The sequence below is a fragment of the Hwanghaeella sp. LZ110 genome (assembly GCF_048892525.1).
Classification (GTDB): domain Bacteria; phylum Pseudomonadota; class Alphaproteobacteria; order UBA8366; family Aestuariispiraceae; genus Pacificispira.
In genome coordinates this window covers 71,609-86,244 of sequence record NZ_JBLZHT010000008.1, presented here as the reverse complement: position 1 = coordinate 86,244, position 14,636 = coordinate 71,609, and the positions used below count along the sequence as shown (strand labels likewise).

11 protein-coding genes are annotated in these 14,636 nt (G+C 54.8%); 9 read left to right on the top strand and 2 right to left on the bottom strand.

Features of this window, described 5'->3' with window-relative positions; translation table 11 throughout:
* The first annotated feature begins 20 nt into the window (after positions 1-20).
* The 5 genes from gpmI to ACOSDM_RS15775 all read left to right on the top strand — a co-directional run bounded on the left by gpmI (position 21) and on the right by ACOSDM_RS15775 (position 6,611).
* Positions 21-1,580: a 2,3-bisphosphoglycerate-independent phosphoglycerate mutase gene (gene gpmI / locus ACOSDM_RS15795; RefSeq protein ID WP_420725515.1), complete on the top strand. Its 1,560-nt coding sequence runs from the start codon at positions 21-23 to the stop codon at positions 1,578-1,580.
* Positions 1,567-2,958: a murein hydrolase activator EnvC family protein gene (locus ACOSDM_RS15790; RefSeq protein ID WP_420725514.1), complete on the top strand. Its 1,392-nt coding sequence runs from the start codon at positions 1,567-1,569 to the stop codon at positions 2,956-2,958. Before gpmI ends, ACOSDM_RS15790 begins: the two co-directional genes overlap by 14 nt.
* A 92-nt stretch (positions 2,959-3,050) precedes the next feature.
* On the top strand, positions 3,051-4,325 hold the full coding sequence (locus ACOSDM_RS15785) for a S41 family peptidase (protein ID WP_420725621.1): 1,275 nt from the start codon (positions 3,051-3,053) through the stop codon (positions 4,323-4,325).
* A 272-nt stretch (positions 4,326-4,597) separates the two neighbouring features.
* Positions 4,598-5,968, top strand: a complete 1,371-nt coding sequence (locus ACOSDM_RS15780; RefSeq protein WP_420725513.1) for a divergent polysaccharide deacetylase family protein — start codon at positions 4,598-4,600, stop codon at positions 5,966-5,968.
* Between the two features lie 97 nt (positions 5,969-6,065).
* Complete coding sequence (locus tag ACOSDM_RS15775; RefSeq protein WP_420725512.1) at positions 6,066-6,611, top strand: RNA pyrophosphohydrolase; 546 nt, start codon at positions 6,066-6,068, stop codon at positions 6,609-6,611.
* Between the two features lie 29 nt (positions 6,612-6,640).
* On the opposite strand, the gene ACOSDM_RS15770 is transcribed toward ACOSDM_RS15775, so the two are convergent.
* Entirely contained in the window at positions 6,641-7,357 is a 717-nt protein-coding gene (locus tag ACOSDM_RS15770) for a phosphoadenylyl-sulfate reductase (protein ID WP_420725511.1), read from the bottom strand.
* A 289-nt stretch (positions 7,358-7,646) separates the two neighbouring features.
* On the opposite strand from ACOSDM_RS15770, the gene ACOSDM_RS15765 reads away from it, so the two are divergent.
* Positions 7,647-8,537, top strand: a complete 891-nt coding sequence (locus ACOSDM_RS15765; RefSeq protein WP_420725510.1) for a putative metalloprotease CJM1_0395 family protein — start codon at positions 7,647-7,649, stop codon at positions 8,535-8,537.
* 114 nt (positions 8,538-8,651) lie between these two features.
* Here ACOSDM_RS15765 and ACOSDM_RS15760 read toward each other — a convergent pair whose 3' ends face one another.
* Positions 8,652-9,083 (bottom strand): MarR family winged helix-turn-helix transcriptional regulator, encoded by a 432-nt coding sequence (locus ACOSDM_RS15760; RefSeq protein WP_420725509.1) that lies wholly within the window; start codon positions 9,081-9,083, stop codon positions 8,652-8,654.
* Positions 9,084-9,240: 157 nt separating this feature from the next.
* On the opposite strand from ACOSDM_RS15760, the gene ACOSDM_RS15755 reads away from it, so the two are divergent.
* The 3 genes from ACOSDM_RS15755 to ACOSDM_RS15745 are packed head-to-tail and all read left to right on the top strand — an operon-like array spanning position 9,241 to position 14,530.
* Positions 9,241-10,386: an efflux RND transporter periplasmic adaptor subunit gene (locus ACOSDM_RS15755; protein WP_420725508.1), complete on the top strand. Its 1,146-nt coding sequence runs from the start codon at positions 9,241-9,243 to the stop codon at positions 10,384-10,386.
* Positions 10,383-11,471 (top strand): efflux RND transporter periplasmic adaptor subunit, encoded by a 1,089-nt coding sequence (locus tag ACOSDM_RS15750; RefSeq protein WP_420725507.1) that lies wholly within the window; start codon positions 10,383-10,385, stop codon positions 11,469-11,471. Before ACOSDM_RS15755 ends, ACOSDM_RS15750 begins: the two co-directional genes overlap by 4 nt.
* The gene (locus ACOSDM_RS15745) at positions 11,471-14,530 is read left to right on the top strand and encodes an efflux RND transporter permease subunit (RefSeq protein ID WP_420725506.1); all 3,060 of its coding nucleotides are present in this window, start codon (positions 11,471-11,473) and stop codon (positions 14,528-14,530) included. The genes ACOSDM_RS15750 and ACOSDM_RS15745 overlap by 1 nt, the downstream gene beginning before the upstream one ends.
* Positions 14,531-14,636: the final 106 nt, after the last annotated feature.

Here is a 14,636-nt window from a genome sequence, read left to right as displayed (position 1 = left end):
CAACATAACCTGTTAGGTCAATGACTACCAACACTTCAATGACGAAACCAGTATTACTTTGCATTCTGGACGGGTGGGGCGAGCGCGCCTCAAGCGATGACAACGCTATCGTCGCGGCTCAGACCCCGGTCATGGACCGATTAAAAAAATCGAATCCATTCGCGGTTTTAGAAGCTTCTGAAACTTTTGTTGGCCTTCCCAGCGGGCAAATGGGCAATTCTGAGGTGGGTCATATGAATTTGGGGGCGGGGCGTGTCGTCTTGCAGGATTTGCCCCGAATTGATCAGGCAATTGCCGATGGCACCCTGGGACAATCGCCCAAACTGAAAGATTTTACGCAGCGCTTGAAGAAGACCGGCGGCACAGCACATCTGCTGGGCCTGATTTCACCGGGCGGCGTGCACAGCCATCAGGACCACATGGTTACCCTGGCAGAACATCTGCGCGCCGAAGGTGTACCTGTCGCCATTCATGGCTTTCTGGACGGGCGCGATACGCCCCCGCGCAGCGCACTTGATTATGTGAAAAAATTCCAAGCCGCCGCCCCGAATGTTCCGATTTCAACTTTATGCGGCCGATATTGGGCAATGGATCGCGACAATCGATGGGATCGTATCCGCAAGGCATTTGACGTTATCGTTCAGGGTAAAGGCAGCGCTGCCCCAGATCCGATTGCAGCCATCGAAGCCTCGTACAACAATGACGTTTCAGATGAATTCCTGGAACCGGTCGCACTGAATGGATATCAAGGTGTTAAGGACGGCGATGGCCTTTTGATGACCGCCTTCCGGGCCGACCGCGCGCGGGAAATTCTGACTGCGCTTCTGGACCCTGATTTCAATGCTATTCCAGGATTGGCGCAACCAAACTTTGCCGCCGCTCTGGGGATGGTGGAATATTCAGACGCCCATAATGCCTTTATGGAAACCCTGTTCCCGGCAGAGGCGCTGAGCGATGTCCTGGGCGATGTCATAGCCCAGGCAGGCGGAAAACAGCTGCGCATCGCCGAAACGGAAAAATATGCCCATGTTACATTCTTTTTGAATGGCGGGCGTGAAACGGTGTTTGAAGGCGAAGATCGAATCCTGATCCCCTCCCCCGATGTTGCCACTTATGACCTGAAACCCGAAATGTCTGCTGCGGAAGTGACCGACAATTTGGTGGAAGCAATTGAAAGCGGTCGCTACGATCTGATCGTCGTGAACTATGCCAATACGGATATGGTTGGCCATACCGGGGTCTTTGACGCTGCGGTCCAGGCTGTTGAAACCGTTGATCGATGCCTTGGTCGCCTGGAGGCCGCAATTCTGAAACAGGGCGGGCGGATGTTGATCACCGCAGACCACGGAAACGCGGATATGATGGTGAACCCCGATACCGGCATCGCCCATACGTCCCACACGCTCAGCCAAGTACCCTTAATTCTGGTCGGGGCCCCGGCGGAAGAAGTGTCGGGGCTGAATAACGGTCGGCTGGCCGATGTCGCCCCGACCGTATTGGACTTGTTGCGCCTGCCACAGCCAAAGGCGATGACTGGACATACCCTGCTGCAGCGCGCAGCCCGCCATGCAGCCGAATAGGTGCCTCACCCTGCCTCTTTTCCGCCCCGTCGGGCTTGCCCTGGCGATCCTTATCGGTATTGGTCTTCCCGGTCATCATGTTCTGGCCCAGACAACAACCCCGTCCGATGAAGCCCAGCGGGTCGAGACGGAGTTAAAGGCCGAACAGGAACGCAGCCGTGCCCTGGAAACCAAGGCCAGACAGCTTTCGCAAGAGTTGGAAGCGTTGCGGGTGCAACTGGTCACAGTGGCCAAAGACACTCAGTCTCGCGAGGCGCTGATTTCCAATCTGGAACTGCAAATCGAAGAGCTGCGCGCCGAAACCGATCAGCGGCGATCTGTCCTGGCGGAGCGGCATCGACAATTGACCGGCACATTAAGCGCCCTGACAGGATTATCCGAAGATGCGCCCCGTGCCTTCTTTCTGTATCCGGGCGATCCTTTGGAGGCGGTTCGGGGATCCATTCTGTTGCGCGCGGCGATACCCGTCATCGGGGAAAGAGCCTCAGTGTTGAGAGAGGATCTGGCGGCCCTGAGCGCCGTGCAGAAGGATTTGAACGGCAAACTTGAACGCCTGAACCAGGAAGATCAGTCCCTGATGCAGGACCGCGCCAAAATCGAATCCCTGCTGGAAAAAAAGCGCGCGCTGTATGATGAAACATCCCAGGCATCGCGCAAAACCAATGAGCGCCTGCGGACGCTAACAGAAAAATCGGCATCGCTGAAAGAACTGATGGCCGCTCTTGAATCGGAACGCAAGGCCCGCGAAGCACAGGAAGCCGCCCAGATACAGGCGGAAGAAGACGCCCGAAAACAGGCCGAAAACCAACCGTCTGTGACATTGCCGACGCCCAATGCGCCCCCCCCGGAACCAGTTGCAAAAGACGGGGAAGCCGCCCAATTGGCGGCCCTGGCGCGCCTGCCGACGCGCAAACCCGACGGCATTCGTCCCTTCCCGGACGAGGGCGTGGTGACCGCGCCTGCCGTTGGTTCCCTGATCGTTCAGTATGGGCAGGAAACAACATTTGGCCAGATATCCAAGGGAATCGTGGTAGCAACCCGACCAGGAGCAAGCGTTCTATCACCCTTTGATGGAAAAATTGCCTTTGCGGGTCCATTTCGGGACCTTGGGCAAGTCTTGATCATTGAACATGACGGCGGATACCATACAGTACTTGCAGGCTTTCAGCGAATTGATGTCGCAACAGGCAATTGGGTTCTAGCAGGTGAACCGATTGGCATCATGCCACAGGAATACAGTACGGTCTCTGAGAGCGCCGTGGGCACAAAAACTAGTGGCGGAAACCGTCCGCAACTCTATATGGAATTACGGCGCGGCGGCCACCCGGTCAATCCGCTCCGTTGGATCACAGCTGGCAGTATTAGGATGAACGGATGATCGTGCGCGAACAAAAATCTCCCCTCTCCTCCAAACAGGGCGAGGCTGGCTCCGGGGCACGGTCCCTGCGGCATCTTGTGTTAACAGGTGCCATGCTGGGCGGCTTGTGCATGGCCTTTATGGCAAGCCCGTCGAGCATTGCCCAAGCGCAAGAGACCACGAATGCTGATACGCCAGACACCTTCGAACTGCTGGACCTGTTTGGAGAAGTCTTCAATCGCGCCCGTGAAGATTATGTCGAAGAAGTCAGTGACAAAGAGCTGATCGAAGCGGCCATTGAAGGCATGATGAGCAGCCTGGACCCCCATTCGACCTACATGAATTCAGAATCTTTCGAAGCCCTGCAGACCCATACAAAAGGGGAATTCGGCGGCCTGGGGATTGAGGTCAATATGGATGAAAGCGGGCTGGTCAAAGTGGTCAGTCCGATTGATGATACGCCTGCGGCCCGCGCCGGCATTGAAGCAGGCGACCTGATATCCAAGCTGGATGGCGAGAATGTCAAAGGCAAGACGCTGAACGAGGCCGTGGAGATAATGCGCGGTCCTGTTGGTGCGGAAATTGTGCTGACGATCATTCGTGAAGGTGTCGCCGAACCGTTCGAAGTAACCCTCATTCGCGACAAAATTCAGGTTCAATCTGTCCGCAGCCGGGTGGAAAACAATATCGGCTATATCCGGATCACCAGCTTTTCCGGTCAAACACAATCCGGCCTGGAAAAAGCTATTGAGTCCATTCAGGACGAGGCGGGCGACGCCTTGTTGGGCTATGTTCTGGATCTGCGCAACAATCCAGGCGGATTGCTCAACCAGGGTGTCTCCGTTTCTGACAGCTTCCTGGAAAAGGGGGAAATCGTCTCCACCCGTGGCCGCACGCCTGAAAATATTCAGCGCTTTCAGGCGACGCCCGGGGATCTGACCAATGGCATGCCCATTGTCGTGCTGATTAACGGGGGATCGGCCAGTGCGGCTGAAATCGTTGCGGGGGCCCTGCAAGACCAGCATCGTGCCATTCTGTTGGGCACACAGACCTTTGGCAAAGGCTCGGTCCAGACCATTACGCCGTTAAGCCGAAATGGCTCCGCTATCAAGCTGACAACCCAACGGTTCTATACACCCAGCGGCAAATCGATCCAGCAATTGGGGATCACGCCGGACATCACCGTAGAACGCGCCCGTGTCGAAGTGATCGAGGCGACACCGCAACGCAGCGAAAAAGACCTGACCGGATCCCTGAAAAATGAAGTCGAAGGGGCTGTCGCCACGGAAAATGTCGCCACCGATACCGCAATAGAAGACTATCAATTGGCCCGCGCACTGGATTTGATCCGTGGGATTGGCCTGTATCGCAGTCAGGCGGCAAATTAACGTCGGCACTAATTCTGTTTATGCGTATGGAACCGAGGCCAAATTCCGAATTTGGCCTCGGTTTTTTTGTGATCCCACGCCAAATCGCCCAGATACCGGGGCCGCTTGAATCACGGTGCAAATCAAGGCACATTCAAAAGGCTGATTTAGTCGGTAAGGTCGCGAAATCAGAAAGTTAGAATTAACTCTGACGGGGGAGTGATGCGGGTGCCTGCTGCGCGGCGATAAACAGCCTCGCGCAAGAACCTGCCAAAGGCGCTATGAAGCTTGCGATGCCAAAGCTCAATTTTTCCGGCCTGATGGGCAAGGTCAAAGGCCTTGGCCCGGCGGTGAAGTCGATGCTTCCTGGCAAGCTGGGGGGCAGCAAGGGCGGCACCGCAACTGCCGCGCCAGAACCCGATTACGATGATATTCCCGAACATCTGCGCCCAACCTTTTTTCAGCGCAAGGCGCATGTCCTGCCCGTTTTCGCCGCCTATGGCCTTTTCCTGATGACTGGTATCGGAATTGCCGCCTATCTGCTGATCAAAGGTCCCGCGATCGAGGCGGAAATGGAAGCGAGTATCCCCCGTGCGGAGATTTCGGAGTTCCAATTCGTCGATGAAAGAGGCGAGATGGGACAGGATAGCGGCACGGCAACTACCGCTGAACCCGTTGATGCACCAGGCGAAGATACTGCCGATGCGTCCCCATCCGATGCCCCGGTCGAGGCACACAGCGAACCTGCAATACCCGATCAAATGGAACAGCCCACAGATACGGCAATGACCCAAGCCGCATCCGATGCAGATGAGCCGCCCCTGGCAAATGACGGCCCGGACCCCTATGCTGGCAATCTTGCCGCCTATCCCGATCCAGGACTGATTGAAGACATTGCATCGGTTGGCGAAGTCCCAACCGCGGGAGCAGATGGACGGGTGCCGTGGAAAGTATACGCCCGCCCGTCCAGCAGCCTGGAGACCCGTCCCCGGATCGCCATCGTCGTGATTAATCTGGGGCTTTCCGTACAAGCGACAGAGGCTGCAATCGACCTGCCCGGCGCGGTCACCCTATCCTTTTCGCCCTATGCGCCGAATTTGAAGGACTGGATCGCCCAGGCACGCAATGCCGGACATGAAGTCATGGTGGGTCTGCCAATGGAGCCCCGCGATTTCCCCCGCAGCGATGCCGGCCTGTTATCCCTTATGACGGGCGTTGAACCAGCCCAGAACATTCTGAACCTGCAGCGCGTCATGAGCGAGGGAAGCGGATATATCGGACTGGTGAACTATCAGGGATCTGGATTTACCGCCAACCGGGCGGCACTGGAGCCTGTGATGGAAGACCTCTCCAAACGGGGGCTGGTCTATTTCGATACGCTGGACAATGCCACCAGCATCGCACCGGAAGTTGCCCAGTCCGTCGGAATGCCGCATGCTACCGCCGATATGATGATCGACGCCACCCAATCGCGGGGCAGCGTTCTGGAACATCTGACCCAATTGGAATTGTTGGCTAAAACTCAGAAGACAGCAATTGTCAGCATCAAGCCTTTTCCAATGATTTTACAACGGGTTAAGCGCTGGAGCAGAGAATTAAGTGGCAAGGGCATGGTACTAACGCCACTTTCCGGTATCATTACCGCCCGCCTTCGCGAAGGCTGACACGTTTTCGTCGGAATCGGGATGGCTGGGGCCAGCCAGACCTTGCCAAACATATAATAACGACCCCAGAAAAGGGGTCGACCAGTTGGGAGTGGAAATGACTGACACAGATGATGGGGATGTGCCAACCCGCACGGGGCCAGTGGCCATTACGGATTCCGTTGATCCGTTCAGGGATGATCCACGCCCCTATCGGCCCTGCGTCGGGCTGATGCTGTTCAACAGCAAAGGAGAAGTGTTTGTCGGCAATCGGATCGATGTGCCCGGCGATCACTGGCAGATGCCTCAGGGCGGCATTGATGACGGAGAAACGCCTTTGGATGCTGCCTTGCGGGAATTACAGGAAGAGATTGGAACCAATAAGGCCAAGGTCCTGGCAGAAAGCGCGACCTGGTACCCCTATGATTTGCCTGCGGGCCTGTCGCGCCGGATTTGGAAGGGAAAATATCGCGGTCAAACCCAACGATGGTTTGCGCTGCGGTTTCTGGGCACGGATGACGATATCGATCTGACCTGTCACAAGCCGGAATTCGGGGAGTGGCGCTGGGTGGATATCCAAACCCTTCCAGACCTGATCGTACCCTTCAAACGCCCGATCTATGAGCGGGTGCTGGCGGAGTTTTCAGATTTAGCGCATCCCTGAACCGGTCGCTTTACTCAGGCTGCGTTTATTCAGGCCGCCTGCCCCCCATACCGGTGAATGCCGCATTCCGTCTTACCCATTCCGGCCCAGCGTCCAGCCCGCGCATCTTCCCCGGGTTTAGGGGCCGATGTGCAGGGACCGCATCCGATGGATCGATAGCCGTTCAACCACAGGGGATGGCGCGGCAGGGCATAATTGTCAAAATAGGCATCGATCTGGTCAGGTGTCCAATCGGCCAATGGGTTCAGCTTCACCCGGCCCGGTCCATCCGGTTCCGCTGTTGGCAACACGGCGCGCGATCCGCCCTGGAACCTTTTGCGTCCCGTGACCCAGCAGTCAAACTGGCTTAGAGCCTGATCCAAAGGGCGCACTTTCCGGATATCACAGCACGCATCCGCATCTGATTTGTGCAGATCGCCGGTTGGATCCCCGATCGTCCGATCCGTCGCCGGGCCAATGGATCGGACATCGGTCAATCGAAAGCGATCAATCAACAAATCCCGGTAATCCAGTGTTTCCTGAAAATGCTTTCCCGTATCTATGAACAGGATCGGCGTGTGGCGATTTACCCGCGCGACAAGATCCAAGACCAGCGCAGACTCCGCCCCGAACGCAGAAACCACACAGGCGCGGCCAACAAACACTTCCTCCAACGCCTTGCTCAACAAGGGTAAGTCTGAAAGGCCGATTAAGGTATCTATCGCAGATTGATGCGAATGGGTTGGCGAACTATGGTTCATTTTCATACGTTTTCTCCATGTTAATTATAAATATATACATGTAATTTATGTGATTCAATATATTTAACACTGAAGTATGATTTTTTAGGAAATTCATGGCTATGGCATTTTTTCAAAAATACCGATATCCTTAATTTGGAACGGGGCAGAAGCTTCCAGGAACCCGCCAATTTTCAGCAAGAAATGCGTAAATTGGACGACATCGGACCCAACAGGGACCGCCTTTCAAAGCGACGATCAGCACACAATGCTCACGCGCAGAAAGGCTGCCTTCTAACGTCTGTCGATACTGGTTATGCAGATACAGTCCGTCAGCGCCGCGATTGTCGCCACACAACAAAGCCCTGCCGTAACCGCGGTACAGGCTCAGGGTTCCGTTGCGCCCCTATCGGCCCAGACCCAACCCATTCGCGAGGATCAGCGCGCAACTGGCTTTGTCTCTGGTCAAACACCTTTGAGTCAGGAAGCCGTCAGTGTTTTGCAGGCAAATGCCGCAAATGCGCCCCAAAACACCGCCAATGACCCAACGGCTCTGGCCAATGCCAACGCGCTGCCACCCCTCTTTGCGCACCCCCCGCCTTCCGCCCCAGAACAGACGGAAGAGGCCACGCCAGCACAGGATGAAGCCGAAGATGCCGCCGCCCAGGATGAGGAAGGCTCTGACGGTCTGACACCGCAAGAGGAAGAGGAAGTTGCAGACCTGAAGCGACGCGATGCAGAAGTGCGCCGCCATGAACAGGCCCATGCTGCCGTCGGGGGGCAATATGCGGGCTCCCCCCGATATCAGTACGAGACCGGCCCGGATGGCGTTCAGTATGTTGTGGACGGAGAGGTCAGCATCGCCGCAAGCCCGATCCCTGGTGACCCTGAAGCGACAATAGAGAAGGCAAAACAAGTCCGCCGCGCCGCATTGGCACCGGAAAGCCCCTCTGCCCAGGATCAGCAGGTCGCAGCCCTAGCACAGCAACAGATCAATCAGGCCCGCGCTGAATTGGCCCGCCAGGAACGGGAAGACCCCTTGGCTTCTATCGATAACGAACAAGGCCAGGCCCCAGATCCAACCGCACGGCCGGACCCAACGGCTACCGAAGATGACAGGGCATCACGCAGCCTTTTCGCGGCACAGGCTTTCCAACAAAGCCAGCAATTGGGTTCACTGCAGCGCCCATCACAGATTAGTGGCTGATACCTAACTGGAATTGAATGATACCAGCGTAGGGAATGGTGAAAAATGGGCCGGTGTTTCGGAATGCGATAAGACCGACTTGTCCAGCATAGCCGCAGAAAGCGTTCTCTCGCCTTACAGTTTTTGTAAAAGGCACTGAAATACTCTTTGCTCTTCTTGATTAAGGGGAGAAAGAATTTCCTCCAGGATCTCTGATAATGAACGGCGAAAAGCCCGGACTACCCCTTGCCCCTTTTCTGTTAAAGCAATCATGCGAACCCGGGCATCTTCCGGACATTGTTGACGCTTTATCAACCCATTAGCCTCCAGCACCTTGATGGACCGCGTAATCTGCGACTTGTCGCGCTGCATCTGCTGCACAACCTCGTGAATCCGCGCCGGCTGTATGTCAGCCAAAGTCAATAATAACAAGCAACCGATCTGACCGATCATTTCCGTATCGAATTCATGAGACTGGGAATGCACAGACGCGTGGAGCCGCCGCATAAAGCGATCGACCTGATGAACAATATCGGTACTGAGGGCGGAATGCATGATTGTTGACATAGTCCACATTGTGCGCATAATTGGATTTAGTTGATTATATCAACGAAATTCCAGATATAACACCATAATCTCAGGTCCATATAATTTTGCCAAACGACATCTCGCCTTGCCTGATCCCACGCCAGATGCGGCTATCTGTAAAACAGGGTCCCACGGAATGAGAAATCTGCTTATCCTGCATAAATGCCGTATTGTTGAGGGCGGGGTCATGCGCTGTATCGCGACGGTGCTTATTACACTGGCGATGCTATCTGGATGTGACGATCCTGTCGCTTACGCCCCAAAGGAACCATTGCGCGTTGGTGTCGTAAAAGCGGAAAAGCTACCGATCATTGGCACCGCCACCCTGACCGGGGAAATCAAAGCACGAATCCAAAGCGATCTTTCCTTTCGGATAAGTGGACGTGTCGCATCAATTTCCGCCGATGTGGGAGATCATGTGGAAGCTGGCGGCGTCCTTGCGACCTTGGATACGACGCAACTGGAATCAAATTTGAAGGTTGCAAAGGCCAGCCTGCACTCTGCCCAAGCGACATTGAACCAATCAACGATCGAATTGGACCGCAAAAAATCGCTACTGGATCGGGGCTTCACAACGCGTGAATTGTATGACGACGCCAAACAGGAATATCTGGCGGCGAAAGCGGATATGTCAAATGCCAAAGCCGATCTGTCTTCAGTCCAGAATGACATCGACAATGCTGTTTTGCGGGCACCCCGAGCGGGCGTCGTGACCGCACGAAATGCGGAAGTCGGTCAAGTCATGGCTGCAGCTATGCCGGTCATTACCTTCGCAAATGATGGCGACCGCGACGCTGTTTTCGATGTGCCAGAAGCGCTGATAGCAGCAGGCCCCCCAAACGGCACCATCACAATCCACCTTTTGTCACAGCCAAATATAAGCGCCATTGGCGTACCACGCGAGCTATCGCAGGTCGTTGATCCCGCAACAGGATCCATTCAGGTAAAGATCGGCATTGAAAACACCCCACCAGAAATGACTTTGGGCGCAGCCGTAGCTGGTCTGGGACAATTCAACCAACACGCCCTGATCCGGGTTCGGTGGACAGCCTTTTTTACAAAAAGGGGCGAACCAGCAGTCTGGACCATCAATCCCGACACGAATGTCGCATCCCTAACGCCAATTGTTATCGATAGCTATCAGACCAAGGATATCCTCATAAAGGAAGGCATCAACCCCGGTGACCTGGTTGTTGTGGCGGGTGCCCAGCTTTTGCGACCCGGCCAAGTCGTGGCGCCTATCCTCATGAATCAATCAACGGGGGGAGCAACACAGAAATGAGACGGAATCTCATTCTCTTTCTGATACTGACAGGTCTTCTTGCACTCACGGCGTGTGATGACACCACAGATCAATCGGAAGAAAAGCCGATTATACGTCCGGTCCTGACATTAGAAGTGCGCCCCGAAATCATGCGATCCACCACATTCGCAGGCACAATTGATGCGCGCTACAAGTCCGTTCGAGCATTTCAGCTTCTGGGTCGCATCACTCAGTTCAACGTCACTATTGGTGACATCGTCACGATTGGCGAAATGCTGGCGCAATTGGACCCAACAACTTTTGATCTTGCGATTCGGTCAAGCGAAGCAGAGCTGGACAAGGCGCAATCCGCGTTACGCAACGCACAGAACAGCGAAGCGCGTACCCAGGGGCTTGTTTCTAAAGGTGTGTCGTCCCAGGCGGCGCTGGATTCTGCAATTGTCGAAAGAAAAATCGCCCAAGCCGCTGTAGACCAGGCAAAGGCCCGCCTCGCGTCAGCCCATGAAGATCGCAGCTACGCCAATCTGGTTTCGGATATCAACGGCGTCGTCACAAAAAAGACCGCAGAGTTAGGACAAACCGTCAACGCCGGAGAGACGGTGATTGAAATTGCCCAAACAGACCCGCTTGAAGCAATAATTGATGTACCGGAAGAGACGGCCAGGGCCCTGAAGCCAGGCATGCCCTTCACGGTTACGCTGGATGCTGACAACACCGTTAGCGCCCAGGCCCACACGCGCGAAATCGCACCGGAAGCGGATGCCAAGACCCGGACAAGACGCGTCCGGATGACCCTGGATGACGCTAACTACGCCTTCCGAATCGGCGCCACAATTTTTGCCACGCCGCACACAGAGGTCAAAGATGGCGCGTTGCGAATCCCTGCCACGGCGATCCTACGGCGCGGAGAAAAGACCTTTGTCTGGATCGTGAATGAAACCTCACAAACCGTGACATCCATGATCGTATCACTTGCCCCATCGAATGATCCTGACTCCGTCGTCGTAACCGCAGGGTTATCGATTGGAGATCGTGTTGTCATTGCCGGTGTTCATAGCCTCTCGGAAAACCAGACCATTCGTCTGGAAGAAAGCGTAGAGTAATGACGTCAAAGTTCAATCTTTCCGAATGGGCGCTGCGCCACCGTTCCATGATCTGGTACTTCATGATTGTGGGTATGGTCGCTGGCGCATTGTCTTTCTACAATCTGGGGCGCGCTGAGGATCCAGATTTCACGATCAAGACAATGCTGATATCGGCGAGTTGGCCGGGGGCCACCACTGAGGAAACCATCAATGAGGTTACCGATCGGATAGAAAAGAAGCTCGAAGATATAGAGGATTTCGATTACACGAAAAGCATCACGACGCCAGGACATACCACTGTCTATTTGAATCTGAAGGCCACGACGGATCCAAAAACTTTGACGGCCAAATGGAAGCGCGTTCGCAACCTGATCTCCGACATAAAAAGTGACCTTCCTGCCGGTGTTGTAGGGCCCACATTCAATGACGATTTTGGCGATGTCTTTGGCATGATCTACGCCTTCACATCTGATGGGTTGAGCAAAAGAAAGTTGCGCGATTATGTCGAATATGCGCGCACCCGATTACTGGCCGTTCCGGGCGCCGGAAAAATCAATATTGTCAGCGCGCAGGATGAGGTGATCTATCTGGAATTCTCAACCCGCAGGCTCGCCGCCCTTGGCCTGACGGAACAACAGGTCGTGGAACGTCTTCAGGCCCAGAATGAAATAACTCCCTCCGGCACGATTGAAGGGGATGGGGAGCGGGTCAGTATTCGCGTCAGCGGTTCATTCACCTCTGAAGACAGTCTTCGCGCGATCAATCTGAACATCAACAACCGCTTCTTCCGCCTGGATGATGTCGCGACAATCACCCGCGGATATGTGGATCCGCCGACAACCCTGTTCCGTTTCAATGGACAGCCTGCAATCGGCCTGTCCGTTGGTATGGCAAAAGGGGGCAATATCACAGAATTTGGCACCGCCCTGGAAGCAGAGATGGACAAGGTGGTCGCCGAACTGCCCATTGGTGTTGGTGTTCATATGGTGTCCAATCAGGCCGATCTGGTTGTCGATGCCGTAGGGGGCTTTATCAAAGCCCTGATCGAAGCCGTCGTCATTGTACTGATTGTCAGTTTTATCAGCCTGGGTGTGCGTCCCGGCCTTGTCGTTGCCATCACAATACCGCTTGTCTTGGCCCTAACCTTTGTTGTGATGGACGTCTATGGCGTCGGATTACAGAGAATCTCACTCGGGGCCCTGATCATTGCTCTGGGTTTGCTGGTTGATGATGCGATGATCGCCATAGAGATGATGGTTTCCAGACTCGAACTCGGCGACTCTCTGCATAAAGCGGCCACGTATGTTTATACCTCGACAGCCTGGCCGATGCTGTCTGGGACACTTGTCACGATCGCCAGCTTTATGCCCGTGGCCTTCAACTCCAGCAGCGCCGGCGAGTTTACCTTCACTCTGTTCGTTGTAATCGCCGCCGCCCTGATCATTTCTTGGGTTGTGGCGGTTCTTTTTGCCCCCTTGCTTGGTGTGGCATTGCTGCCCAAGACAATAAAATCCCATCATGAAGGGCCCGGCCGCTTTGGACGGATGTTCGGCACCATCCTGCTTTTCTGCATGCAATGGAAATGGGTCACAATCATTGTCACCCTGATTCTGTTTGTATCCGCCGTTGGCGGCATGCGATTTGTGGAACAGCAATTCTTTCCGGCGTCAGATCGCGATGAATTGCTGGTTGATTGGACCGTTCGACAGAATGCGTCAATTTACGAAACGCTGGAGCAGATCAAGCGATTTGAGGAGACGGCCCTGAAAGGGGACGATGACATCGATCATTGGTCTACCTATATCGGGCGTGGCACCGAACGCTTCCTCTTATCGGTTGATGTGCAACCCGCCTCCGCGAATTTCGGTCAGATCATAATTGTCGCCAAGGACATTGAGGCCCGAAATCGCCTTCGCACGAAATTAGCAGCCATCGTCACGAAAGATTTTGTAGGCACCGATGCCTATGTTCACTTACTGGAAATTGGACCACCGATCGGTCGCCCCATATTGTACCGGATCAGTGGTCCTGATATCCAGGCCGTAAGACGACTGGCGCAGAAAGTCGCTGGTATCATTGGATCGGACCCCGAAACTGGCGAACCCGTCTACGACTGGAACGAGCCAAGCCGAGTTCTGAGGGTTAATGTGCGCCAAGATAAGGCGGCAAAGCTAGGGGTAACATCGGAATCAATTGCAGTTGCTCTGAACAGTGTTGTTGGCGGTGCCGTCGCAACACAGGTGCGAGACGACATCTACCTGATTAATGTCGTATGGCGCGCCGATGATGCGGATCGCGCCTCTATCGAAACGCTCCAGAATCTTCAATTATCCAACAGCAACGGTGCACCAATTCCTTTGTCGGCGGTGGCAGACATCAGTTACGAGTCCGAAGCGCCCACCATCTGGCGGCGTAACCGCCTGCCAACAATAACCGTGAAGGCAAGCATCATTGGCTCAACACAACCAGCCACCATTGTTTCCCGCTTAGCCCCAGAGATTACAAAGTTGAACGACTCCCTGCCCTCTGGATTCCATATAGAAACCGGAGGAGCCGTTGAGGAAAGTGCGAAAGGCCAGGGCCCGATTATCGCGGTTGTCCCAATGATGCTGATGGCCATTGCAACGATTATCATGATCCAGATGCAGAGCTTCCAACGGGCATTTCTGGTCGTACTTGTCGCGCCGTTGGGTCTTATCGGAGTTGTCACTGCTTTGGTTTCAAGCGGTGCTCCGCTTGGTTTCGTTGCGATTCTGGGGATTCTGGCCTTGATTGGCATCCTGATACGAAATTCCCTGATCCTTGTGGTGCAAATTGAAGATTTGCGGAAGTCTGGAATGGATCCCTGGAACGCCGTGATCGAGGCCACAGAACATCGTATGCGACCCATCATGCTGACAGCCGCCGCCGCCAGCCTGGCTCTTATTCCAATCGCGCGGGAAATTTTCTGGGGGCCTATGGCCTATGCCATGATGGGGGGGATCATTGTCGGGACGGTTCTGACGCTGCTCTTCCTGCCAGCACTCTACATCGCCTGGTTCAAGATAAAGCCGCCTGCAACGAATAACACAGCATAACAGTCCAGGCGCATGGACATAGTCTCGATTGAGATCAGAAAAACGGGGGGTTCTGTTGCTAGGCCCCCCAGGCCCCACCTAGCAGAGGATAAGTCCACTAGGAATT

Excerpts from the sequence above, each read along its gene's own strand:
- gpmI (WP_420725515.1), top strand. The coding sequence starts at position 21 with ATGACTACCAACACTTCAATGACGAAACCAGTATTACTTTGCATTCTG.
- ACOSDM_RS15790 (WP_420725514.1), top strand. The coding sequence starts at position 1,567 with ATGCAGCCGAATAGGTGCCTCACCCTGCCTCTTTTCCGCCCCGTCGGG.
- ACOSDM_RS15785 (WP_420725621.1), top strand. The coding sequence starts at position 3,051 with ATGCTGGGCGGCTTGTGCATGGCCTTTATGGCAAGCCCGTCGAGCATT.
- ACOSDM_RS15780 (WP_420725513.1), top strand. The coding sequence starts at position 4,598 with ATGCCAAAGCTCAATTTTTCCGGCCTGATGGGCAAGGTCAAAGGCCTT.
- ACOSDM_RS15775 (WP_420725512.1), top strand. The coding sequence starts at position 6,066 with ATGACTGACACAGATGATGGGGATGTGCCAACCCGCACGGGGCCAGTG.
- ACOSDM_RS15770 (WP_420725511.1), bottom strand. The coding sequence starts at position 7,357 with ATGAAAATGAACCATAGTTCGCCAACCCATTCGCATCAATCTGCGATA.
- ACOSDM_RS15765 (WP_420725510.1), top strand. The coding sequence starts at position 7,647 with ATGCAGATACAGTCCGTCAGCGCCGCGATTGTCGCCACACAACAAAGC.
- ACOSDM_RS15760 (WP_420725509.1), bottom strand. The coding sequence starts at position 9,083 with ATGTCAACAATCATGCATTCCGCCCTCAGTACCGATATTGTTCATCAG.
- ACOSDM_RS15755 (WP_420725508.1), top strand. The coding sequence starts at position 9,241 with ATGAGAAATCTGCTTATCCTGCATAAATGCCGTATTGTTGAGGGCGGG.
- ACOSDM_RS15750 (WP_420725507.1), top strand. The coding sequence starts at position 10,383 with ATGAGACGGAATCTCATTCTCTTTCTGATACTGACAGGTCTTCTTGCA.
- ACOSDM_RS15745 (WP_420725506.1), top strand. The coding sequence starts at position 11,471 with ATGACGTCAAAGTTCAATCTTTCCGAATGGGCGCTGCGCCACCGTTCC.